Source organism: Collinsella sp. HCP28S3_E12, assembly GCF_052065595.1.
In the GTDB taxonomy this organism is placed as follows: Bacteria; Actinomycetota; Coriobacteriia; order Coriobacteriales; family Coriobacteriaceae; genus Collinsella.
The window spans coordinates 1-23,333 of sequence record NZ_JBQHTS010000003.1; the positions used below are offsets into that span (position 1 = coordinate 1).

21 protein-coding genes are annotated in these 23,333 nt (G+C 57.4%); 4 read left to right on the forward strand and 17 right to left on the reverse strand.

The annotated features are described in order from the left end of the window. A partial coding sequence (locus ACTNBY_RS01635; RefSeq protein ID WP_441063119.1) for a hypothetical protein occupies positions 1-598 on the forward strand: 598 nt, incomplete at its 5' end. A gap of 15 nt (positions 599-613) precedes the next feature. On the opposite strand, the gene ACTNBY_RS01640 is transcribed toward ACTNBY_RS01635, so the two are convergent. The 17 genes from ACTNBY_RS01640 to ACTNBY_RS01720 all read right to left on the reverse strand — a co-directional run bounded on the left by ACTNBY_RS01640 (position 614) and on the right by ACTNBY_RS01720 (position 19,010). After that, positions 614-2,143, reverse strand: coding sequence for an oligosaccharide flippase family protein (locus tag ACTNBY_RS01640; protein ID WP_441063120.1), 1,530 nt, complete (start codon positions 2,141-2,143; stop codon positions 614-616). A 280-nt stretch (positions 2,144-2,423) separates the two neighbouring features. Beyond that, positions 2,424-3,452, reverse strand: a complete 1,029-nt coding sequence (locus ACTNBY_RS01645; protein WP_441063121.1) for a glycosyltransferase family 2 protein — start codon at positions 3,450-3,452, stop codon at positions 2,424-2,426. A gap of 92 nt (positions 3,453-3,544) precedes the next feature. Continuing rightward, positions 3,545-4,666 carry an EpsG family protein gene (locus tag ACTNBY_RS01650; protein WP_441063122.1) on the reverse strand — a complete coding sequence of 374 codons (1,122 nt, stop codon included), beginning with the start codon at positions 4,664-4,666 and terminating at the stop codon, positions 3,545-3,547. Further along, on the reverse strand, positions 4,663-5,616 hold the full coding sequence (locus ACTNBY_RS01655) for a glycosyltransferase family 2 protein (protein ID WP_441063123.1): 954 nt from the start codon (positions 5,614-5,616) through the stop codon (positions 4,663-4,665). Before ACTNBY_RS01655 ends, ACTNBY_RS01650 begins: the two co-directional genes overlap by 4 nt. Positions 5,617-5,644: 28 nt before the next feature. After that, a complete protein-coding gene (locus tag ACTNBY_RS01660) occupies positions 5,645-7,120 on the reverse strand; it encodes a sugar nucleotide-binding protein (protein WP_441063124.1) in 1,476 nt (491 codons plus the stop codon). Positions 7,121-7,234: 114 nt separating this feature from the next. Next, complete coding sequence (gene rfbB, locus ACTNBY_RS01665) at positions 7,235-8,254, reverse strand: dTDP-glucose 4,6-dehydratase (RefSeq protein WP_441063125.1); 1,020 nt, start codon at positions 8,252-8,254, stop codon at positions 7,235-7,237. 12 nt (positions 8,255-8,266) lie between these two features. After that, on the reverse strand, positions 8,267-9,169 hold the full coding sequence (gene rfbA, locus ACTNBY_RS01670; protein ID WP_441063126.1) for a glucose-1-phosphate thymidylyltransferase RfbA: 903 nt from the start codon (positions 9,167-9,169) through the stop codon (positions 8,267-8,269). A gap of 68 nt (positions 9,170-9,237) precedes the next feature. After that, the gene (locus ACTNBY_RS01675; RefSeq protein ID WP_441063127.1) at positions 9,238-10,212 is read right to left on the reverse strand and encodes a glycosyltransferase family 2 protein; all 975 of its coding nucleotides are present in this window, start codon (positions 10,210-10,212) and stop codon (positions 9,238-9,240) included. Beyond that, a complete protein-coding gene (locus ACTNBY_RS01680) occupies positions 10,193-11,464 on the reverse strand; it encodes a glycosyltransferase family 4 protein (protein WP_441063128.1) in 1,272 nt (423 codons plus the stop codon). Before ACTNBY_RS01680 ends, ACTNBY_RS01675 begins: the two co-directional genes overlap by 20 nt. Before the next feature lie 22 nt (positions 11,465-11,486). Further along, a complete protein-coding gene (locus ACTNBY_RS01685; protein ID WP_441063129.1) occupies positions 11,487-11,714 on the reverse strand; it encodes a serine O-acetyltransferase in 228 nt (75 codons plus the stop codon). Between the two features lie 230 nt (positions 11,715-11,944). After that, a complete protein-coding gene (locus ACTNBY_RS01690) occupies positions 11,945-13,120 on the reverse strand; it encodes an HAD-IIIA family hydrolase (protein ID WP_441063130.1) in 1,176 nt (391 codons plus the stop codon). Next, complete coding sequence (locus tag ACTNBY_RS01695) at positions 13,121-13,777, reverse strand: D-sedoheptulose-7-phosphate isomerase (RefSeq protein ID WP_441063131.1); 657 nt, start codon at positions 13,775-13,777, stop codon at positions 13,121-13,123. It abuts the gene before it with no gap. Next, positions 13,777-14,778 carry a GHMP family kinase ATP-binding protein gene (locus ACTNBY_RS01700; protein WP_441063132.1) on the reverse strand — a complete coding sequence of 334 codons (1,002 nt, stop codon included), beginning with the start codon at positions 14,776-14,778 and terminating at the stop codon, positions 13,777-13,779. Before ACTNBY_RS01700 ends, ACTNBY_RS01695 begins: the two co-directional genes overlap by 1 nt. A 34-nt stretch (positions 14,779-14,812) precedes the next feature. Beyond that, a complete protein-coding gene (locus ACTNBY_RS01705) occupies positions 14,813-15,562 on the reverse strand; it encodes a sugar transferase (RefSeq protein WP_441063133.1) in 750 nt (249 codons plus the stop codon). Positions 15,563-15,647: 85 nt separating this feature from the next. Beyond that, positions 15,648-16,238 carry a hypothetical protein gene (locus tag ACTNBY_RS01710; RefSeq protein ID WP_441063134.1) on the reverse strand — a complete coding sequence of 197 codons (591 nt, stop codon included), beginning with the start codon at positions 16,236-16,238 and terminating at the stop codon, positions 15,648-15,650. Positions 16,239-16,559: 321 nt separating this feature from the next. Beyond that, positions 16,560-18,323 carry a threonine--tRNA ligase gene (thrS, locus tag ACTNBY_RS01715; RefSeq protein ID WP_441063135.1) on the reverse strand — a complete coding sequence of 588 codons (1,764 nt, stop codon included), beginning with the start codon at positions 18,321-18,323 and terminating at the stop codon, positions 16,560-16,562. Positions 18,324-18,578: 255 nt separating this feature from the next. Continuing rightward, positions 18,579-19,010, reverse strand: a complete 432-nt coding sequence (locus tag ACTNBY_RS01720; RefSeq protein ID WP_006234085.1) for a double zinc ribbon domain-containing protein — start codon at positions 19,008-19,010, stop codon at positions 18,579-18,581. Between the two features lie 797 nt (positions 19,011-19,807). Between ACTNBY_RS01720 and ACTNBY_RS01725 the strand changes: the two genes are divergently transcribed. Genes ACTNBY_RS01725 through ACTNBY_RS01735 form a run of 3 tightly spaced genes read left to right on the forward strand, consistent with a single transcriptional unit; the run spans position 19,808 to position 23,104 of the window. Further along, positions 19,808-21,280, forward strand: coding sequence for an NAD(P)/FAD-dependent oxidoreductase (locus ACTNBY_RS01725; protein WP_441063136.1), 1,473 nt, complete (start codon positions 19,808-19,810; stop codon positions 21,278-21,280). A 1-nt stretch (position 21,281) separates the two neighbouring features. Next, positions 21,282-22,703 (forward strand): NAD(P)/FAD-dependent oxidoreductase, encoded by a 1,422-nt coding sequence (locus tag ACTNBY_RS01730; protein ID WP_441063137.1) that lies wholly within the window; start codon positions 21,282-21,284, stop codon positions 22,701-22,703. Positions 22,704-22,705: 2 nt separating this feature from the next. Continuing rightward, positions 22,706-23,104: a DUF1667 domain-containing protein gene (locus ACTNBY_RS01735; RefSeq protein WP_427793828.1), complete on the forward strand. Its 399-nt coding sequence runs from the start codon at positions 22,706-22,708 to the stop codon at positions 23,102-23,104. The last annotated feature ends 229 nt before the right edge of the window (positions 23,105-23,333 follow it).

Sequence of the window (23,333 nt, forward strand, 5' to 3'; positions counted from 1 at the left end):
TCTCGAGCAAACCCTCGGCAACGCGCTCCCCGCGTGGTACTCCTACTACGTGCGAGGTGAGTGCTCCCCGTACATCCACGACAGCCTCGACTACTCGGCCGTGTTCGACGCTCAGTACTACCTGAAGAGGAATCCCGACGTCGCCGCAGCCTACGGCAACGACCCCGCAAAGGCATTCGAACATTTCGTAAGCTTCGGAATGTCGGAAGGACGGCGCGGTTCGGCGGCATTCGATGCGTTCGCCTACCGCTCCTCTCACCCCGATCTCGAGCAAACCCTCGGCAACGCGCTCCCCGCGTGGTACTCCTACTACGTGCGAGGTGAGTGCTCCCCGTACATCCACGACAGCCTCGACTACTCGGCCGTGTTCGACGCATCCTATTACCTAGGCACGTACTCCGACGTCGCGACCACATACGGCAATGAACCCGCCCGTGCGTTTGAACACTTCATAATCTTCGGCATGGCCGAGGGCAGAATCGGATCCCCCAGTTTTAACGCCCACATCTACCGAACCGCTCACCCAGACTTCGAGAGCAAGCTCGGCGGAGACCTGTCTGCATGGTACAAAAGCTATGTAGAGGACGCGCAATGTTGATATACTGCGTCTTCTTCACTTAAAGCGCTTCAGCTTACCGGCCAAGATATTACTAATGAGTGATTTCTCATATTCGTTCATAACGAACGTCCTAAGAACCAGAAGGTATCCGATCACAAATGCTGCGCCGGCAATAATAAAAGTCGTCCAAGACCCATGCGCGATAGGAAGCAACCAATACACTACGCCAAATAGAACAAAATAAATGAATTCAGGCGCCATGACGCTCGCCATCGATTTCCAGAAGCGAGTAATATCAAGACCTATCTTCGCTTTGTAATACCAATTCATGATCAATCCGTTCCCGACAAACATCGCAATGGCCGTCGAAAATGCGGCACCGATAAGGCCAAAAACTTGCAGGAGAACGATTGTCAAGACCACATTAAAAAGAGCAAGGCACAAGTACACGACCCCCCTAAACTGGTAGCGGTTCATCACCTGCAGGATGGTGAGACCGAGGTTCTGAATGAGGTCGATGGTAAACGGAACCATGATCACAAGCGCAACAACATAGGCCTCGAAGAAGCCCTGGCCTGCCCAAAGCGCCATGAAATCAACACCGAGAATCGCAAACCCACCAAGGATAACAAGACAAAGCATGAGAGACATTCGCCCGACCTTGATGAAAAGTACCGAAATCGCTCCCATGTCGTGATCATGATGAAACAGTTCGGAGACATGCGGGAAGAAAACTGATGAAATTGACGTTCCCACAGCCATGTAAGCGGTATAAATCTGTGAGCCAATAGCGTAGACGGCAACAGGCCCTGCGCCGAAGAAATAACCAATTAGCAGCTGATCGGTCTTCCAGAATATCTGATCAGCAAGCGTCACCAAAACGATTATCGCGCTGAATCCGAGCAAACCGTGCGCAAGAGCCTTATTCCAACCATGATAAGTGTAGCTCGCCTTCAAAATATTTGCGGCGTAGAAACGCTGCACCAACGCGCAAAGCGCGTTCATTGCGAGCACGACGCAAGTGACTGCGAGCGCAGAGGGAAACAAGCTCGTAAGCAATAGAACAAGCAAAGGCTGCAAAATCAGTGTAGCAATCTGCGACCCCCTAAGGAAAAGGAATCGCTCGTTAGCGGTGATGACGGAAACGTTGATGGCGTTGTTCATAGTCACGACGCAGTTGACACCCAGGACCACGAGCATTAGGGAGCATTCATCAATCTGCGAAGGCGAGAAGGAGGCCTGGTACACGAACCTGAACGCCACGGCAATGCCGCACATAACGACCATGGTAACTGCAGACATGACCCAGTACAGGCGCTTTGCGATGGCAAGAGTGTTTTCCATGTTTATCCGGTCGTTATTAGCCTTGTACATACAGTAGAACCTGCCGACCCCAGCAGCAAGGATGCCATTAATGGATACGATATATGAAACGACCGACCCGATAAGTTGGTACAGTCCATATTCCTCTTGCCCAATCGAAGAGAGAAGCAAAGGGACGTAGATGAGCTGCACGAGTATATTGCATATCGTATATACGAAAGTGACGACAGCCCCGCTGCGCCTGTTTGATGAACTGCTCATTAATACTTTTCCAATCTTAGAGATCAAGGTTTAGGGATTAAAAACAAAAAAGTCGCATAGGTGAATCATCCCCGCTAATCACGTGTTAACATGAGACCATGAATCCAAAAGCTCACTTCTTGACAATCGATGGAGCAACGGGTTCAAGATGCCCTCAATCCACATAATAAAAGTAGAAGTTGTTCCACAATTAACGCAAAAGTCTAAAATCTTCCACTCGCTGCATCATGATGCAGAAGCAAGATGTCTGTCCTCATAACCTAGAAGACAGATTGAATAATCACCCAAGCGCATCAAGTAGTTTGCATACACAAGCAGCCAAGAAATAGTAATCTCTTTCAAGCAGTTTGATTCGCAGGCGAATATCGACCCTAATCCCTTCAAGGCAAGGCCGAGAAAGGCAAGCCTCAAACCAGGGAAGAGAAGACAATCTTTCCATTTCTTTAGCCAAACAGCGAATGGTTCGCCCCGCAGCAAGCCTTCTCATGTCGTGAGAGATAACCAACAGACTGTTTCGGTTGAGCGTTTTCAACAAGTCTTGTCGCTTTTCCATGCTATCCAGAAAAACCGAAACAACGTTTTCTACAAGCGCTTGTTGCCTACAATATTCAAAAGAAAAAAAGCCATGTGTCGTCGAAATGCAGTTGGGTCGATAATAATATAAAGCTTTGTCATAAAGATAAAACTTCTCAGCAGACCCAAGGACGCCAACCATCTCAAGCCTGTCTTCGCACATGCGTAAACCTTTAGAAAACTGACAGTTGCCAATGCCAAGACATTGACGACGTATAGCCTTTGAAGCAAGATTGTTTAGCTGATAACCCGACGAAAAAGCCGCAATGACTTTCTCTTTCGAAACGGGGCCTGCACCATTCGCATCTAAACATGAGTAATCAACTAGAAAATGTTCTTCATTTTTTTGATCCGTCATATTAAACAATAAAACGTCACAGGAACTTCGACAAATCGCTTCATGAATTTCATAAAGCGACACTTTGCTATTGAGCTCGTCATCAGAATCAAGACATATTACATACCTGCCTTGTGCCTGAGCAAACGCGCGTCTTCTAGCCAAAAAAGGACCTGAATTTTCATCCATCCTTATAAGCGTAAACCGTCCCGCAAGCGCGGGCTCACTCTCCACAAAGCGTTTTACGACATCCAGAGTCGAATCCGTAGAGCAATCATCGCAGACAATTAACTCCCAATCCTCGAACGTCTGCGACACAACACTTGCCAAGCAATCCAAAACGTATCCGCACGCATTGAAAGTTGGGATGCATATTGAAAAAAAAGGGCCAGAGCTCATAATCCTCCCATAACTAAAAAACTGACTAATCCATCGAAAATAGAACAAAAAATTCAACGAAATGTTTTGGTATCGACAAAATTTACTCGTATCTAGAAGAGTTGATTTGCGAAAACATAAGGGACCACTTCATTATTCAAACAGACAAAATAATAGTCATAAGAAAACGCGGCACAGACAATAACGATGGCAATGACATTGGCCCAACGTTCCGCCTTTCCGTAGATACAGCTCACAATTTTTGGAAGAAGCAGGATTGAAAAATAGATGAAGTACAATCCAAACCTATAGAGCCAAAGAGATATTATGGAAAGCGCAAAAGCAAGCACGCCAAACAATACGAGAAGGGCAAGTTGCATCAGCTCAATCGAGTCAGATTCTCCCCCACCACGAGACATAAACACTGAGGCGGCAAACCCAAGCGTTACATAAATGGCAATAAATTCAATAATGGTTCTCAGGCTTGATCCTTCTACCAGCTTTGATCCAGAGAGATAATCTGAATAAAACCCAAAAGAAGCTAGAAGGTTCATCATAGGCTGAGCAAGCAAAAGCAAGACAACCATAGCTATCACCAGAAAACATAACTTTATTCCAAGAGAAAAACTCCTGCCATTTGCCAATTCGCAGATCGGATAAATTAAAAAGGCAAAAACCGAAGAACTATGAAATAAACACGCAATGATACCCATTAAGAAAAACCAAAATATCGTTTTTTTTCGAGACATTAGAGCCCAGCCAAGCAAAAGAAACCCCATTGCCATCATCTGTCGCATGGCATTAAAGGTCATCGGGTAGAACACAAGCGCAAAAACAACCATAGCAATCGGCATGTTCTCTTTGCAAGAAATGTAGACAGAAAGAATGACCGGAATAACCGTTATCAATTCAATTGTAAAAAAATACCAAAATGGCGTTGAGCCGATTTGTGATGCGGGCCACATTATGGCCTTGGCCAAAGGCGCCCACGGTGCAAATTGACCAAAGAAGAAAAAATGATTAAATGAGCTAGTTCTAGCAACATTATAAGCCTCGATACCATAACCCCCGGTATCGGTACCTACGGTATAGCCGCGAGCACCTGCAAAAAAGGAGAAAATAAACGCGACCCCCATAAGAAGCAACAGGCGGGGTATACCCTTGCCTCGATTAAAATTTACGGCGATCATCGACAAAACAGAAGTTACAGCGGCGATAAAATAATATGTGCTCATTGTGTCAAATGCCCCCGTTCGTTTTCTTTCTTCTGCTTAGCGCTCTTCGCAACAACTATAAGCTGACCTAGTTTACGCGCACCCTTTTTCCAACAGCCACTCCTGAATAGATAGATAAGCGCGCACAAAAGGGATCTCGTGTTTCCGGCTGAAATATAGAAATCCAAGCTGCGTTTGTCTTCGGGGCTGATTTCATCCCCAAAAATCTCTCGAAAAGCCACAGCTTGATCAATGGTTGACCTAAAACGCTCGAGCATAAAGGTCGTATCTTTAGCTCTTTTAATCGGAGCGTATTCGCCGGCGCCCAGCTCATTGTTGTCGTGTTGTCGATAAAGTGATAGCGCTGTATCAACGTACCCGATTGACCCGAAAGCGGACACAATAAGAATCATCCACCAATCATGCATCTCGATTGATGAGCAGTCATCAATAACCAGATTAGTGACGATTGCTGCTCTATTAAGCAATATGGAACAACCAGCCGCAACGTTCTGAGCAAGCAGATATTTAAAAGCAACTCTGCGCGTATCATAATTACAGTTGTCCTCAAAAGAAGCGTGGATTATGTTGAGATTGCTGTCGACAACTTTCATGTCACAAAACACTAGCAAAGGAACGTCTCCAGCATGTCTCATTTCCAAGCAGCTCATAGCTTCCAGGCAATCCTTAATTTTATCCGGTAACCAAACATCATCCTGGTCACAAAACATGCAGTAAGGAGCATCTGAAAAGGTCATGAGTGAGAAAAAATTCTCCTTAGCCCCTCCGTGCTTAACACCCTCGGAGACTATTCGAATGCGCCCATCCTCAGCCGCATAACGGCGCACAACATCAAGAGTGCCGTCGGTAGAGCAGTCATCTGAGACTAACAGGCACCAGTTCTTGTAAGTCTGTCGCTGGATGGATTCTATCTGTTCCGCAATGAAGCGCTCACCATTGTAGGTGGCCATAAGTATGTCGATAAGGGGTTCAGTCAAATTAAACCTCCGAGGTTTGCTCAATAAACTCCTGAAGATATTCGCCCAGCTCTTCCTCCCAGTCGGGCATGTGGAACCCGACCGACTCGAGCCTGGACAGGTCGAGCGCGGAGTGGACCGGGCGCGGGGCTACGGGACCCTCGGCGCCGGCGTAGTAGTCGTCGGTCGATACCGGCACGACCCTGTAGCCGTTGCCGTTGGCGGCCTCGAAGACGGCGCGGGCGATGTCCGCCCAGCTCCTCACGGCGCCGGAGCCGGTGCAGTCGTAGGTTCCGTAGGGGGCGTTCGTCCCCAGCACGTGGAAGATGGCCTCGGCCATGTCGCGCGTGAAGGTCAGGCGGCCCAGCTGGTCGTCCACGACGGTGACCTGCGCGAGCCCGTCCTCGGGGTCGGCGACGCGGTCGGAGAGCGCCTTCATGGTCTTGACGAAGTTGTGGCCCTCGCCGATGACCCAGCTGGAGCGCATGATGTAGTGGCGCGGGCACCCGGCCACGGCGATGTCGCCGGCGGCCTTGGTCTGGCCGTAGACGGACAGCGGACTGAACGGCTCGTCCTCGGTATGGACCTCGGCCGTACCGTCGAAGACGTAGTCGGAGGAAACGTGGACGAGGGTGATCCCGTGCTCGGCGCAGGTGCGGGCGAGGAGCGCCGGCCCGGTGGCGTTGGCCTTCCAGGCGGCGACGCGGCCCTCGGGGGTCTCGGCCCTGTCGACCGCCGTGTAGGCGCCGCAGTTGATCACGGTGCCGTAGAGCGACCAGTCGTATTGTGAATAGGCGTCCGAGTCGGACATGTCGAAGGTGTCGATGTCGCAGAAGTCGAAGTCCTTGGCGACGCCGCGCTCCTCGGCCAGCGCGCGGACCGCACGGCCCAGCTGGCCGTTGCAGCCGGTGACGAGGGTGCGCTTCGGCGCCATGGGGACGACGTCCTTGAGGTACGGGTGGTTCAGGTCCGCCTCGGATACGGTGGCCTCATCGAGCGGGATCGGCCACCCGATGGCGAGCTCCGGGTCGGCGAGGTTCACGAACGTGTAGGTCCTCTTCAGCTCCAGCGACCAGTGGGCGTCCACCAGGTAGGTGTAGGCGGTGCCGTCCTCGAGCGCCTGGAAGGAGTTTCCCACGCCGCGCGGGACGTAGATGGCCTTGGAGGGGTCCAGCACGGTCGTGTAGACCTTGCCGAAGGTGGCGCTGCCCTCACGAAGGTCCACCCAGGCGCCGAAGACCGAGCCGCGGGCCACGGAGATGAACTTGTCCCAGGGCTCGGCGTGGATGCCGCGGGTGACGCCGCGGCTGTCGTTGTAGGAGATGTTGTTCTGGACGACGCGGAGGTCGGGGATGCCCAGGGCGGTCATCTTGGCGCGCTGCCAGTTCTCCTTGAACCAGCCGCGCGAGTCGCCGTGGACGGCCAGGTCGACGACCTTGAGGCCCTCGATGCCGGTCTCGGTGACGGAGAGGTCCTTCTCGAAAGCGATGTCTACCATGTGGGAAAAGCTCCTGTCGACGATACGGTGGTTGCGGGCGCCCCGGGCGAGCCGCAGGATCATCCCCATGCCCTGCGGTCCGCCCGGGGCGCCCCGTAAGGGCACTCGGGCGGCCTACTGCCCCTGGGCGCGGTAGCGGGCCTCGGTGGCCTCCTTGGCCGGTCGCCACCAAGACTCATTCTCGACGTACCAGTCGATGGTGGCCTTCAGCCCCTCGGCGAAGTCGGTGTGGGCCGGCCTCCAGCCGAGCTCGCGCTGGAGCTTCGTGGAGTCGATGGCGTAGCGGCGGTCGTGGCCGGGGCGGTCGGCGACCCAGTCGAAGTCCTCGGGGTCCTTTCCCATCGCCTCCAGGATCATGCGCAGGACGGTGATGTTGTCCTTCTCGCCATTTGCGCCGATGAGGTAGGTCTCCCCCGTGCGGCCCTTGGTCAGGATGTCCCAGACGGCCGAGGAGTGGTCCTCGGTGTGGATCCAGTCGCGGACGTTCTCGCCCTTACCGTAGAGCTTGGGGCGCACGCCGTCGACGATGTTCGTGATCTGCCTGGGGATGAACTTCTCCACGTGCTGGTAGGGGCCGTAGTTGTTGGAGCAGTTGGAGATCGTGGCGCGAAGGCCGTAGGTGCGCGTCCAGGCGCGGACCAGCATGTCGGAGGACGCCTTGGTCGAGCTATAGGGAGAGGACGGCCTGTAGGGCGTCTCCTCGGTGAACTTGGCCGGGTCGTCGAGCGCAAGGTCGCCGTAGACCTCGTCGGTGGAGACGTGGTGGTAGCGGACGCCATATTTGCGGACGGCCTCCAGCAGGCGGAAGGTGCCCTCGACGTTGGTGCGCAGGAACGGCTCCGGGTCCGCGATGGAGTTGTCGTTGTGGCTCTCTGCGGCGTAGTGCACGATGGCGTCGTGGCCCGGCACCAGCCTGTCCAGTAGCTCCGCGTCGCAGATGTCGCCCACGACGAGCTCCACGCGGCCCGCGGGCAGCCCTGCGATGTTCTCGGGGTTGCCGGCGTAGGTCAGCTTGTCCAGGACGGTGACGTGCACCTCGGGGTGGTTGTTCACGACGTAGTGCACGAAGTTGCTGCCGATGAAGCCGCAGCCGCCCGTGACGATGATATTCTTGGGTTCGAAGATCTCAGACATGAGGGTTATCTCCTAGTACTCGCGCGGGCTGTTGACGATCTCGCCGGCGGCGACCTTCTTCAGGTGCTGCCCGTAGACCGACTTGCCGTAGGCCTTCGCGGCCTCCTCCAGTTCGGCGGTGGTGATCCAGCCGTTCTCCCAGGCGATCTCCTCGGGCACGGACACGGGAAGGTCCTGGGAGTGCTCGACGGCGCGGACGAACTCCGCGGCCTCGTGCAGGCTCTCCATGGTGCCGGTGTCCAGCCACGCGTATCCGCGGCCCAGGGTGACGACGGACAGCGTCCCCTCCTCCAGGTACATCTGGTTGAGCGTGGTGATCTCCAGCTCCCCGCGGGCGGAGGGCCTCACCTCGTGGGCCTTGGCTGCCACGTCGCCCGGGTAGAAGTACAGGCCGGTGACGGCGTAGGAGCTCTTGGGGCACTCGGGCTTCTCCTCGATGGAGACGGCACGGCCCTGCGCATCGAATTCCACGACGCCGAAGCGCTCGGGGTCGTCCACGTGGTAGCCGAAGACCGTGGCGCGGCCCGACTCGGCGTTCTGGACGGCGCGCGTCAGGTGGCGCGACAGGCCGTTGCCGTAGAAGATGTTGTCGCCGAGCACGAGGGCGCACGGCTCGCCGGCGATGAAGTCCTCGCCGATGGTGAATGCCTGCGCCAGGCCGTCGGGGCTCGGCTGCTCGGCGTAGGAGAGGTTCACGCCGTAGCGCGAGCCGTCCCCGAGCAGGCGCTCGAAGTTGGGGAGGTCCGTCGGCGTGGAGATGACCAGGATGTCCCGGATGCCCGCCAGCATGAGGGTGGACAGCGGGTAGTAGATCATGGGCTTGTCGTAGACCGGCAGCAGCTGCTTGGAGGTCACGAGCGTGAGCGGGTACAGGCGCGTGCCGGACCCGCCGGCGAGGATGATGCCTTTCGTCATTTAAAATCTCCTTCATTTTTAAAAAGAATTGTTGATGAGAGGTAAATTAATGTTCAGAAAACAACTCCTCAACCCTCTTGCGCCTTCCCAGTAATTCCCATGCGATAATCATGCAACGCCTTCTTGACGGAGTTACTCTTGTATTTGCCGATCAAAAGACCAGCTGCGATTTCGCAATAGGCAAGAAATTTCGATAGAGGCTTATTCGTCGAATACCGATCAATAAAGTATTGACGGTTTCTAATCTTGTAATAATTCATAAGGGCAGATGCATCTCCAGTAGATGCACTAACACAATGATAAATAACCGAGTCAGAGTTATATCTAAGCCTATAACCTGCATCCATAGCCCGAAAACAGTAGTCAGTGTCTTCCAGGTAAAGAAAGTAGCTCTCGTCTAGAAAGCCAACATCAATAAGCGCTTTAGACGGAATGAGCATGCAGCATCCGCTAATAAATCCGACCTCTCGAGACCCTTTGTCGTTATAATTTTCTTCTAACTTTCTAAACCCATTGTGCCAAGATCTACAGATAGTTCTGGACGAACCACCACCCGCATACCAGATCAGATTTTTGTCTGACCAGTAATAAATCTTAGAACCGACCAAAGCTCTATCATCGGCACTTTCAAGTAGTTTAGACAAGAAATCGGGAGTCACGACAGTATCGTTATTCAATAACAGAACGAAGTCGTAATCAGCGTCTAGCTTTTTCAGAGCAAAATTGTTTCCGCCAGAAAACCCAAGGTTTTCATTCGATCGTAGATAGTGGACGCGAGCATAAGTAGATGCAACTGCTTGCAACTTGGTGCTACAATTTCCGCCGTTATCTACGAGATAGACATCATAATTGCCATAATCGATAGCATTAACGCTTTCCAAGCAGCAGGTTGTCTCCGCGACCCCGTTATAATCGACTATGACAATGGCTACAGAAGGCGAGCATTTCGCATCGGATGCCAAAGAATAGATACTTGTTATATTCGAGCAGCTAGATACATTCGTTTTGGTTGAACAAGTCACGCTAACTCCTAGCTTTACCATTTAGTGCAAATTCGAGACATCTTCCCAAATTCTCAATACTGGTATTCCAATCATGGCAGCGACGCACATACGCCTTGCCGGCGAGACCGACAGCGCGGCATTGCTCGGGATTGCCAAGAAGGTTTGCGCATATGCTACTTAACTCCTTGGCGGTCTCAGCGATCTCGACCTCTATACCCGGTTCACACGTCATACCTTCAATACCAATAGAATTAGTGACGACGGGTACACCCATGCCCATAGCCTCCAATACCTTAGTTTTGATACCCGTGCCATAAGCAAAAGGAGCCAACAAGATCTTGCATTTCATCAACTCGGAAACAATCGAATCAACTTTCCCGGAAAAGCTAACCTTCGGATTCGACTTATAACGCTCACTAACATCATCCGGACATACGCCAATGACCCGCAAAGTTGAGACAGGAAGCAACGGCAGCACCTCATTACAAATGTAATCAAGAGATGCTTGATTAGCAGCAGTATGCATATTGCCAACAAAACCAAGGTCGTAAATAACATCAGGCAACGATTCCCCAAGGTCCACGATTTCAGCACCGAGAGTTGCGTCGAAGCACTTCTTAAACCCAAGTCTCTCGTTTAGCTCAGATGCTTCGATTGGAGAAACGAAAAGTACAGCATCCGCTCGGCGTGCATAACTGTCCTCAGCACGCTCAACCCTCTTCGACTCTAAATGCAGCACAAGGTTCTTCAGCCAAGGATTGGAGACGGCTGTACGCATAAGGCCACACGCCTGAGTCCCGTACTTTCCGAGAACGTTTCCTCCAGATTTGCCAATCTGCCTTTCATAACGCTTGGAGAGCAAATCATCATAATCCAATACGACAGGCAGCTTGAGCCCATCAAGCGAATCCATATAGGGAGCCAACCTCACCATATCGATGATGACGACATCAGGATTAATCTCTTCACAATACTCGCGTATGGCGCCACTATTCTCCTTGCTCCAATAAAGTGCGCACTGAAGGGGCATAGACGGCTTTAAAAGCGCCGTTGCGAGATTCTTTAATTTGCGACCTACAACCACGGGTTTCGATACGCGCACATCAGTGATGAAACTCGGATGCTCAGAAGCATCCTCACGCGTCTGATCACCCTCAAGAAATGAATAGATGTACACATCGTAGCCCAGCCGCTCATGAAGGCCCTTACAGTAGTGGTACAAAGATACCTTTCGCCCGCTATCAGCGGGCCAGAAGAGTCTTGTGGTTATGAAAACGAGCTTCTTGCTCATAGAATACCTCTCAGATGAAAGTCTATCCAACGGAAGCGCCTTCACGGCATCTGACTATCTTCGCAGGCACACCTGCCACGGTGCAGCCAGCGGGAACAGACCTGGTCACAACAGCATTGGCGCCAATCACCGCGCCGTCACCTATCTCGATATCGCCCAACAGCACACACCCACAACCCAACAGCACATCATTTCCAATCCTCGGGACGCACTCACCGGGAGCATCCCCCCCCCCGCCATGCTGAGCCAATGGTCACGTGCTGGAAAAATCTGCAATTCCTGCCCACAATGGCGTCAGAGTGAATGACGCATCCCAAGCCCGAATGATGGAAGATGCACGACGGATCTATTTGTGCACCGATACCAATGTCGCAGCAGAAAAGCACCCGGTTAACCTGTCTCAAGAAGTAAGCCGCAGCATACCCAACCTTGCCAAAGCGGCTAAGCCTATTGGCAAGCAGAGAAATCTTTAAGTTAGCTTTATTCGCCATGATTGAACCCTTCACAGGTGAACTTGAACTTAACCCCCGCCGCCTTTGCCGCCGCCTGGTCACTAGGCATGTCTCCGTACATGACGCACGACGCAGAGGCAGCATCAAAATCACGAATCGCAGCCAACAACATCCCCGGAGCCGGCTTACGACATTCGCAGGGACCCGTGAAATCGGGATGATGCGGGCAGAAGTACCATGCGTCCACATGAACGCCAAGCTTCTCCAGTTCGTTTTCCATATAGCGATGGAGGCGACGCATGTCGGCCTCGGTGTAGAGACCCTTGGCGATTCCGGCCTGGTTGGTCACGACGACGACCTTGAAGTCGGGGTCGTCGGAGTATCCGCGCATGATATCGACCGTGGAGGGAATCAGCTCCAGCTTCTCCGGCTCGTGCAGGTGCCCCGTGTCCACGTTGATCGTTCCGTCGCGGTCGAACATGGCGAGCTTCCACGACCTGGCGAGCGGCGCGAGCATAGTCTGCGCGAGCTCGTAGTCCTCGGGAACGCCGATGTCGATGAAGCCACCGGAGCACTCCACCGCACGCAGCCCCCCGTCGCCGACGACGCGCTCGAAGTAGTCGCTCTCCAGGGAGAACTTCTCGGGCATCCCATCGAGGGCGTCCCTGCGCAGCAGGTAGACGCCGGCGTTGATGAGGCCCTCCTCGCACGGGCGCTTCTCGTGGAAGGCCGTCAGGGCGCCGCCGGCGTCGACATCGACCGTGCCGTAGCGCTCGAAGCCGCGCATGCGCTTGACGGCGATGACGGCCGAGACGCTATCTGAGGCATCGGCCGCGGCCGCCTCCATAGCGGCGAAGTCCACGTCGAGCCAGGTATCACCGTTCAGGACGAAGACCCAGTCCAACTGGCACCTGCCGAGTGCCCTCTTCACGGCACCGCCGGTGAACAACGGCGTGTCTTCGGGGCTGTACTCGACCGCCATGCCGCGGTAGGAGCCGCCGAAGAAGCCCTCGATCTGCTCTCGGCGGTAGCCGTCGGCGACGACCGCGCGGTCGAAGCCGGCTGCCGCCAGCTGGTCCATTATGAAGCGCAGGAACGGCCTGCCGGCGACGGGCGCCATGGGCTTGCAGACGTCGGGCACGACGTGGGCGAGCCTGGTGCCGAAACCGCCCGCCAGCACGATGGCCTCGCGAAAGGGGCGCATCTACTCGGTACCCCCGAACATGTCGGCCTCGACGGCTGCGCAGAGGACATGGTAGGTGGGAAGGTGCAGCTCCTGGACGCGGAAGACCTCGTCGCGCGGCACGCGTACGCACACGTCGGAGATGCCGGTGAGCTTGGATTCTCTGGCGCCGGTGAGCGAGACCACGCGCACGCCCTTGGCGCGGGCGACCTTCGCGGCCTCGACTACGTTGGCGGAGTTGCCCGAGGTGGAGATGGCGAGCAGGACGTCGCCGGGCTCTCCGTAGCCGTAGACCTGCTGGGCGAAGACGCCGACGGCCGCCTCGTCGTTGCCGAACGCTGTGGAGAGCGCCGTCTGGGAGACGAGCGAGATGGCGGGCAGCGACCCCTCGAGCCACGCGGGGGCCTCGGCGCCGTTGGCCTCGCGGTACGCCTCGGAGAACGCGCCGTCGACGGGGCGCTTGAAGCGGAAGCTCTTCATGAGCTCGCCGACCGTGTGCTCGGAGTCGGCCGCGGAGCCGCCGTTGCCGCAGACGAGCAGCTTATTTCCCGAGCGGAAGGACCCGGCGATCAGGTCGCGCGCGGCGCGGACCTCGGCCTCGCATGCCAGCATCTCGGGGTAGTTCTCGAAGAAAGTGGACAGGCACTCGTCGCCCGTCTGGGGGCACTCGGTATCCATTAGCGGGATCCCTCCAGGTCGTAGTCCTCGGGCCCGTAGTAGGCGACGGAGGTACCGCCGTCCTCGAACTCGAACGGAATGTAGAGCAGGTCGGACATGGCGTTTCGCACGGACTCCTGCGCGTCGGGCTCCACGTAGAAGACGAGGAACCCTCCCCCGCCGGCGCCCAGCAGCTTGCCGCCGAGGGCTCCCGCGTTCACACCGCGCTCGTAGAGAGAGTCGATGGAGCCGGTGGAGACCTGCGAGCCGGTACCGCGCTTGAGGCGCCAGGTGGTATCGAGCAGGCGGCCGAACTCTGAGAGGTCCGCCGACTTGTCGGTGAGCACACCCTCGGCCACGTCGACCAGCGCCAGCATCTCCTTGAGCTGGGCGGTCTTGTCGACCACGCGGTTGGCCTTCTGCATGTCCGAGGAGAAGCGGGTGAAGCCGGTGAAGAACATCATCAGGTTGGAGTTGAGCTCGCGCTTGCGCTCGGGCGAGATGACGATGGGGCGCACCGAGAAGTCGCCGTCGGCGAAGTCGATGCGGTTGAGGCCGCCGAACGCCGCGGCGATCTGGTCCTGCCAGCCGCCGGCCTCGGCGCACAGATCGCGCTCGAGCCTGATGGCCTCCCTGGCCAGGCGGTCCTTGGAGGCATAGGTGCCCTTCATGCAGTGGAAGGCGTTGAGCATGCCCACGGCGAAGGACGACGAGGTGCCCAGGCCCGACCGGGCGGGCAGGTCGGCCTCGTAGGCGATGCGCACCTCGCGCATGTCGAGCATCTGCATGGCGTTGCGGACCGCGGGGTGCTCAAGCTCTGAGGGGTCGGAGACCCGCTCGATCCTGGAGTAGACGAGCTCCGTGGAGTAGTCGAAGAAGCGCGGCAGGTGGCGCGCCGTGACGTAGCAGTACTTGTCGAACGTGGTCGAGATGACCGAGCCGCCGTGCTCGTTGAAGAACTCGGGCATGTCTGTGCCGCCGCCGAAGAACGACATACGGAAGGGTGTGCGAGTGATAATCATTTCTCAAGAACCTATCTTCAATAACTAAAGGGAATTAACTAGCGCCGCCACCGGTAATGACCTCGACCACCGTGAGCAGCACAATCTTGATATCGGTCAGAACGCCCCTCTTAGCGATGTACTCCAAATCGCGGCGAACCATGCCGTCGAAGTCGGTATCGTTGCGGTCAGTCACCTGCCACCAGCCGGTAATACCTGGCTTCACCGCCAGGCGCTGCAGGTCGTACTCGGTGTACTGGGCCACCTCATTCGGCAGCGGCGGGCGCGGGCCCACCACGGACATCTGGCCCAGGAACACGTTCAGGAACTGCGGGAACTCGTCGATGGAGTGCTTGCGGATGAACCTGCCGATCTTGGTGACGCGCGGGTCATCCTTCATCTTGAACATTGCACCGGCGATCTCGTTTTGCTCCTTGAGCTCATCGAGGCGTTCGTCGGCGTCCTTGTACATGGAGCGGAACTTCCACATGCGAAAGGTGGTCAGGCTGCCGTCGGGACGGGTCTGACCAACGCGGATCTGGCTGTAGAAGGGGCTGCCCTCGCTCTCCAGGCGGATGGCGGCGGCCAAAATCAAGCTCGGAATAGCGATGACAGCCAGCGCGCAGGCGCTGAACACGATGTCGAACGTGCGCTTCACAGCCCTATAGACAAGGCGCGAGCGATCCCAGTCCATGATGGATTGCATGGCCTTGTAGCGACCGGCACCCTCACGCCGGTCCATGGCCTGAGCAATCAGCGCCGCCCCCACGGGCGCATTGCTCTCTGTTACTTCTTTAGCAGTCACGGTCAAACTTACGTCCCTGTCCCCCAGGGATCCCCCAATCGGTAAATTCAAAAATTACGAACGAATAGCTGGTGCAACGTCTCCCTTACGTTTTGATGGGAACGTCGAGCGGAAGCACTTCCCTAAAGCTGGAATCGCCTTCGCCTACGTCCACTAGGCACCAGCGCTTGCGACGGTCGATCTTGTGCACGCGGGCCTCTTGCCCCACCAAGGGCCCCTGCTCTATGTGCAGCACGCCGTCTTCTATGCGCGCTACGCTGTTGCGTACCACGCCGTCGTCGTCGAGCACGCTGCGGTACCAGTCCTGCGCATCGTCCGGCATGGGCGCATACGCCCGATCCCTGCTGCCGACAATGCGACAGCCAAAGCTCAACTGGGCCAAAGTCTTGTCGAGCGCGGCGGCATCGCGCGTGGCGACGAAGAAGTATTCCTTGTACATAGGTTTGGTTTGGAGCGACCAGGCGCCGTCCCGCTTAAACCAGAACTCCTTTTGCATCACAAAAGCGTCCTGCATAAGGTTGTGCGGGATAATGCGGCGAACCTTTTCGCAGGTCTCGCGCTCTTTTCCATTGGGGGTGTGGACCAGATACCAGCGGACGCGGCCGTGCTGGCTGTTGGTGGTGGCGCCGTTAAATGCGCCGGGCAGCTGCTCTTGGCGCCTTGCTGTCTGCTCCATGTTCTCGCCCCCTCTTTTGGCTTTGCGATGCACGCAAATGCAGGGGCGTTTAGAACAGGCTTCTCGCTCGCAGCTAGGCGCAGTCGCAAAAGTACAGGTTTTTGTAGAGGGGTATGGAGATGTGTCTGCTTGCGCAGCAATTTGCGTAATCTGGGAAAACGGCCTGAATTAACTCGTATAATGACCTGTGTCGAAAGATACGAAAACCTGTACCTTTTTGTGCAAAAAACCGCTCATCCAGCGGCTTTTTTGTTTGGGCATTAAAAAAGGCGACCGCCCTTTGTGGACGGTCGCCTTATACGTATTGTTGTTTTGTTCGCCTTAGGCGCGAGTCTTGATCTCCTCGGTCACCTTGGCCACAAACTCATCGACACTCATCTGAACGGTCTCGTTGGAGCGATCGCGGACGGAGATGTTGCCGGCCTCGACCTCCTTCTCGCCCAGGATGAGCATATAGGGCACGCGGTCGATGCTGCGGGCCTCGCGGATCTTGTAGCCGATCTTCTCGTCGCGGTCGTCGCAGACCACGCGAATGCCGGCCTCTTCCAGCTTGGCGCACACCTCGTGGGCATAGTCGCGGCTCTTCTCGGAGACCGGAAGCGCCTTGACCTGCACGGGAGCCAGCCAGGTGGGGAACTTGCCCGCAAAGTGCTCAATCAGAATGCCAATAAAGCGCTCGATGGAGCCAAAGCACACGCGGTGCAGCATAATGGGGCGCTTCTTGGTACCGTCGGCGTCCACGTACTCCAGGTCAAAGTTGAGCGGCATCTGGAAGTCGAGCTGCACGGTACCGCACTGCCAGGTACGGCCGAGCGAGTCCTCCAGATGGAAGTCGATCTTGGGGCCGTAGAAGGCGCCGTCGCCCTCGTTGACCTCGTAGTCCATGCCCAGCTTCTCCAGAGCGGTTCGCAGGCCCTCCTCGGCGCGAGCCCAGTCCTCGTCAGAACCCATGGAGTCCTCGGGGCGGGTGGAAAGCTCAACGTGGTACTTAAAGCCAAACTTCTGGTATACGGAGTCGATAAGGTTGACCACGCCCACAATCTCGTCGGTCAGCTGGTCGGGGCGCACAAACAGGTGGGCGTCGTCCTGGTTAAAGCAGCGCACGCGGAACAGGCCGTGCAGAGCTCCGCGCAGCTCGTGGCGGTGCACCAAGCCAATCTCGCCGGCGCGGATGGGCAGCTCGCGGTAGGAGTGCGGCTTGGAGGCGTACACCAGCACGCCGCCCGGGCAGTTCATGGGCTTAATGCAGTACTCTTCGTCGTCGATGACGGTGGAGTACATGTTGTCCTTGTAGTGGTCCCAATGGCCCGAGGTCTTCCACAGCTGCTTGTTCATGATGAGCGGCGTGGAGATCTCCACGTAGCCGGCCTTGTGGTGAATCTCGCGCCAGTAGTCCAGCAGCGTGTTCTTAAGGATCATGCCGTTGGGCAGGAAGAACGGGAAGCCAGGGGCCTCGTCGCGCATCATAAAGAGGTCCATCTCGCGGCCGATCTTGCGGTGGTCGCGCTTCTTGGCCTCCTCCAGCATGCGCATGTGCTCGTCGAGCTCTTCCTTGGTGGCAAAGGCGACGCCGTTGATGCGGGTGAGCATCTTGTTGTCCTTGTCGCCCTTCCAGTAGGCGCCCGAGACACCGGTGAGCTTAAAGGCCTTGAGGGCCTTGGTGTAGCAGATATGGGGGCCGACGCACATGTCGATGTAGTCGCCCTGCTGGTAGAAGGTGATGCGGGCGTCGTCGTCCAGATCGCCGATGTGCTCGACCTTGTACTTCTCGCCGCGCTCCTCCATAAGGGCGATGGCCTCGGCGCGGGGCTTCTCGTACACGGTGAACTTGAGGTTCTCCTTGCAAATCTTCTTCATCTCGGCCTCGATCGCGGGGAAGTCGTCCTCGCTGATCTTGACGCCCTCGGGCAGGTCGACGTCGTAGTAAAAACCGTTGTCGGTCGCGGGACCGTAGGCAAAGTCGGCCTGGGGGTACAGGCGCTTGATGGCCTGCGCCATGATGTGCGCGGCGGAGTGGCGGATGACGTGCGTGACCTCGTCCTGCGGGAGCTCGGCCACCGAACCGTCATTGTAGAGTGCCTTCATGGGTATGTTTTCTCCTCTCGGATGCCTGGTGCAAGTGCTGCTTGGCGCCGTGCGGTGTGCATTGCGCTTGCCGGCGCGTGCGTTTTGACTTGCATCATTATAGGCAGGTTACCTAGGTATACAAGCGCCCGCCGCACCTGAATGGCACGGCGGGCGATTTTCTACGCATGCTTCATCGTGTGGGGGCGGGGCTGCGTGCGGCTTGCGCGCGGCGCGCGGGGCCCGTGGCTTGCGGCCGGCCCGGCGATGGATGCGCTACTGGATGCGAGTTCGGCAGTAGGGGCAGACCTTCCAGTGCGCGTCGAGCGGGCGATGGCAGCTGGGGCACACGTTGCGAACCTGGGTATCGCACACCGGGCAGACCACAAAGTCCTTCTCGATGGGCGCACCGCACTGCGGGCAGGTGCCGTACTGGGCAAGCTGGCGCTCGCGCAAGGCCATGTCCAGCTCCTGCTCCTCGCGGTCGGCCGCATAGGAGTGCGGGCGCAGGACCAGGTAGGCGATGAGGCCTACAAACGGGATGAGGGCAATGATGCCCCATGCCACGTAAGCGCTAGCGCCGCGGCGGCGGGCGTCAATAAACACATAGACGACCGACAGCACGTACAGGGCGATGATAAAGCCAACAAAGGCATAGATGACGCCCATAAGCTGCGGCGACATGAGCTCAGAGATGTACTTGGACATAAGGTGGGCCTTTCGGGATAGTTACAACTCGAGTTAGTGTAACACGGGGGTTAACGATTTGGCAGGTCGCAGGCATGGGCGGATAGAAACATCTCAATCTGTAACAGGTGAGAGCGGAATCCTGGTCCAGATGTTACAGAATTAGACAAACCGTTCTCTCCCAGACTTAAATCTCAATCTGTAACATCTTGGCTCCAGGATCAGTCCCTACTGTTACAGATCAAGATGAACGGTGAGCCCTCCGTTAAATATCTCAATCTGCAACAACTAGGGGCCAGAAACCCTTCTATCTGTTACAGATCAAGACAAAGGAAAATGTCCAATCTCAATATCCCAATCTGTAACAACAACTCGGCAAAAACAGGTCTAACTGTTACAGATTTAGACATTCGAAACCGACTGATGGGTTCATCTAAATCTGTAACATCTAGACCCCAAATCGATCCCAAGATGTTACAGATCGAGACAGATGACCTCTCCCTGACTTTAAATCTCAATCTGTAACACATAGGACCGATTTTCTACTCTTACTGTTACAAATTAAGACAAACAGAGGGCCCGCCTGGCAAACGTCTCGATCTGTAACATCTGGAACCCAACTCTTCTGCTTACCGTTACAGAACGAGACAAACCTTTGACAACAGGGGTGCCAGACGAGGTCACCGATTGACCTGAGTCTCCCCTCGCCTGCCGTTGGCGGATGCAGCGGGGCTGTTCGCCGCATTGCCGCTGCGCGGGGGATGCGCACACCGTAGGATAGCCTTATTGACAGCCTGTCAACTCGTCTTGGAGGCACTGTGGCAGAAACGTTTGATATCGCGATTGTGGGCGCGGGCATCACCGGATGCGCCATCGCGCGGCAGCTCGCACGCTATGACCTGTCCATCTGCGTGGTCGAGGCGGCCAACGACATTGCCCTGGGCGCGTCGAAGGCCAACGGTGGCCTGGTGCACGCCGGCTACGATCCGGCGCCGGGCACGGTTAAGGCCCAGGTCAACGCCCGCGGCTGCGAGCTATATGGCACGTGGGCCCAGGAGCTGGGCTTTTTGTTTTGTCGCACCGGGTCCATGGTACTGGGATTTAGCGACCAAGACCGCGCGCAGCTGGAGCAGCTGCAAAGCAACGGGCTGGCAAACGGCGTACCCGAGTTGGCGATCATCGGGGCCGAGCGCATCCACGAGCTGGAGCCGCGCGCCAGCGCCCAGGCCACGTGCGCGCTGTGGTGTCCCTCGACCGGCTATGCCGATCCGTTTGAGGTCGCCATCGCCGCGATGGAGAACGCCGTAGCCAACGGCGTGACGTTTGTGCGCTCCGCACCGGTGGAGACGATCGAGGTAGCTCCCGGCGCTGGCGACAGGAGCGGTGACGGGACCGCTCGTTTTACGCTGGTGACACCGGCCGGTGATGTGCGCTGCCGCTATTTGATTAACGCGGCGGGCAACGGCGCCGCAGACATCTCGCATATGGCGGGCGCCGAGGAGTTCCAGATGGTCTGGCGCCAGGGCAACATTGTGGTGCTGGACAAGGAGCCGCGTGCACTCATGCCGCTCTACCCCGTTCCCACGCCGGTTTCCAAGGGCGTCATCGTTACGGGCACCGTCCACGGCAACACGGTGATCACCGCGACGGCCGCTGTGCGCGAGGCGGGCGACACGCAGACCTATGCGAGCGATGTCGACGCGCTGCTGAGCGGCGCGCGCAAGCTGGTGCCCGATCTGGACACGCGCCGCGTGGTGCGAGCGTTTGCCGGCGGGCGTCCGGTCATTCAGGGAACGAACGACTTTTTTATTGGACAGTCTGCCGTGGTGCCGGGGCTGTTCCAGGCGGCGGGCATTCAGTCGCCAGGCGTGGCGAGCGCTCCGGCCATTGCCGAGCGCATGGAGCAGGTGCTGCGCGAGGCGGGCGTTGCTTTGCGCGAGCGGGCCGATTGGGATCCGATTCGCCGTGCGCCGGACGACTTTGACCGCGCGCCGCTTGCGCGCAAGGAAGAGCTCATTGAGTCCGACCCTGCATGGGGGCAGATCGCCTGCCGCTGCGAGACGGTGCCCGAGGCCGAGATCGTGGCCGCGATTCGACGCCGCCCGGGTGCGGTCTCGGTCGAGGGCGTCAAACGCCGCTGCCGTGCCGGCATGGGTCGGTGCCAGAGCGGCTTTTGCCAGAGCCGCGTGGTGCGGATTCTGGCCCGCGAGCTGGGCTGCGATCCCAGCGAGGTGCTGCTGGAGGACACTGGCTCGTGGCTCGTTGAGGGACCTTTGAAGGGGGTGCGCTAGGATGGCGACGAGTATCGATATGGGTGCGGTATCGGGCGTCGAGTGCACTTGCGCAGATGCCGACAGGGCATCAATTGCTGCCGGCGCCGTGCAGACGCAGGCGTTCGACGTAGTCGTTATCGGCGGCGGACCTGCCGGCATGGCGGCCTCACTTGCCGCACACAAGGCCGGAGCGCGCGTGGCCATCGTGGAGCGCGAGCAGCACCTGGGCGGCATCCTGCGCCAGTGCATCCACCCGGGCTTTGGCCTCTCACACTTTAAGCAGGAACTGACCGGTCCCGAGTACGCACAGCGCTTTATCGACCAGGTGCGCGAAACCGATATCGCACTGTTCCTGGACAGTATGGTGATTGGGATCGACTCAAGCGAGGACAAAGTCGCAGGCGCGGGCGCAAGTGGCGCGGCGAGCGAAGCCTCGGCACACACCGTCACGCTCATGAGCCCCGCCGGCATGTTGCAGCTCACCGGGCGCGCCGTCGTCCTTGCCATGGGGTGTCGCGAGCGCACGCGCAGCGAGATCAAGATTCCCGGCAGCCGCCCCGCCGGCGTGTTTACCGCCGGCCTGGCGCAGCGATACATCAACATCGACAACCTCAAGCCCGGCTCGCGCGCCGTCATTTTAGGCTCGGGCGACATTGGGCTCATCATGGCGCGTCGCTGCACGCTCGAGGGGATTTCGGTCGAGGGCGTGTACGAGCTTATGCCATACGCCAACGGCCTGCGCCGCAATGTAAAGAATTGCCTGGACGATTTTGGCATTCCGCTGCACCTGTCCACCACCGTCACACGCGTGATTGGGCACGACCGCGTGGAGGCCGTCGAGGTGAGCCAGGTCGACGAAAATCTGGCGCCCATTCCGGGGACCGAGCGCATCGTTCCGTGCGACACACTGCTGCTTTCGGTAGGTTTGATTCCCGAGAACGAGCTTTCGGTAGGCGCGGGTGTTGAGCTTGACCCGCGCACGCGCGGCGCCGTGGTGGACCAGAGCCTGCAGACGGGCGTGCCGGGCATCTTTGCCTGCGGCAACGTGCTGCACGTGCACGACCTGGCCGACAACGTGACGACCGAGTCCGAGCGTGCCGGCGCAGCCGCGGCGACGTACGCGCTGGGGACCGGCGCGGATGTCGAGACGGGCGCTGGCTGCCAGCTCACGGTCTCCCCTGCCGACATTGCCGGCTACGCGCTGCCGGGACGCATTACGGCCGTGGCACTCACCAGGCTCAACTTCCGCGTGCGCCGGCCGGTCGATGCCGCCCGCGTGCGCATTCTGGCGGGCGACGAGGAACTGCTTACGGGCAAGGTCCGCGCGTTTAAACCGAGCGTTATGGAAAGCTTCCCGCTGCCGGCAAAGGTGATACAGCGAGCGCTCGACCTGGGTGCCAGCGAGATTATCCTTTCCGTCGAGCCCGTCGAGGAGGCATAGCCATGAGCACAAATGCGATCGAGACGCTACAGTTCAACTGCACCACCTGCCCATCCGAGTGCCTCCTTACGGTGGAAGTGGAGCGCGGGGCCGACGACCGCGTGGCGACGGTGCGCGCCGTGACCGGCAACAGCTGCCCGCGCGGCGATAAGTTCGCGCATCAGGAGCTCACCTGCCCCATGCGCGTCCTCACTACCACCGTGGCGGTATCAGGCGGCGACGAGGCGCTGCTGCCCGTCCGCACGGCCGAAGCCATCCCGCTCGAGCTCCATGCCCAGACCATGGACCTCATCCGCGGCCTAGTGGTCAAAGTCCCCATCCGCATGGGCGATGTAGTCCTCCCCAACCTCCTAGACACCGGTACCGACCTCATCGCCAGCATGGACATCGACCCGGCCTAAGCAGCCCGTTTGGGACGGTGCTCTTTTAGCTACCCCGCATCCGCCCCGCCCCCTAAATTGCGGCGAAATAGTTCCCAATTTCCGCCAAAACCCCGGCATCAAGGAGCTATTCCACCGCAACTTGCCTTGGGATCGGTATTTAGCTTGTGCCTACTTTAGTGCCATTTCAAAACTATGCCGGATTACGGGGCTGATTCGGAGACCCCCACCCATACTGGCAATTTTCGAT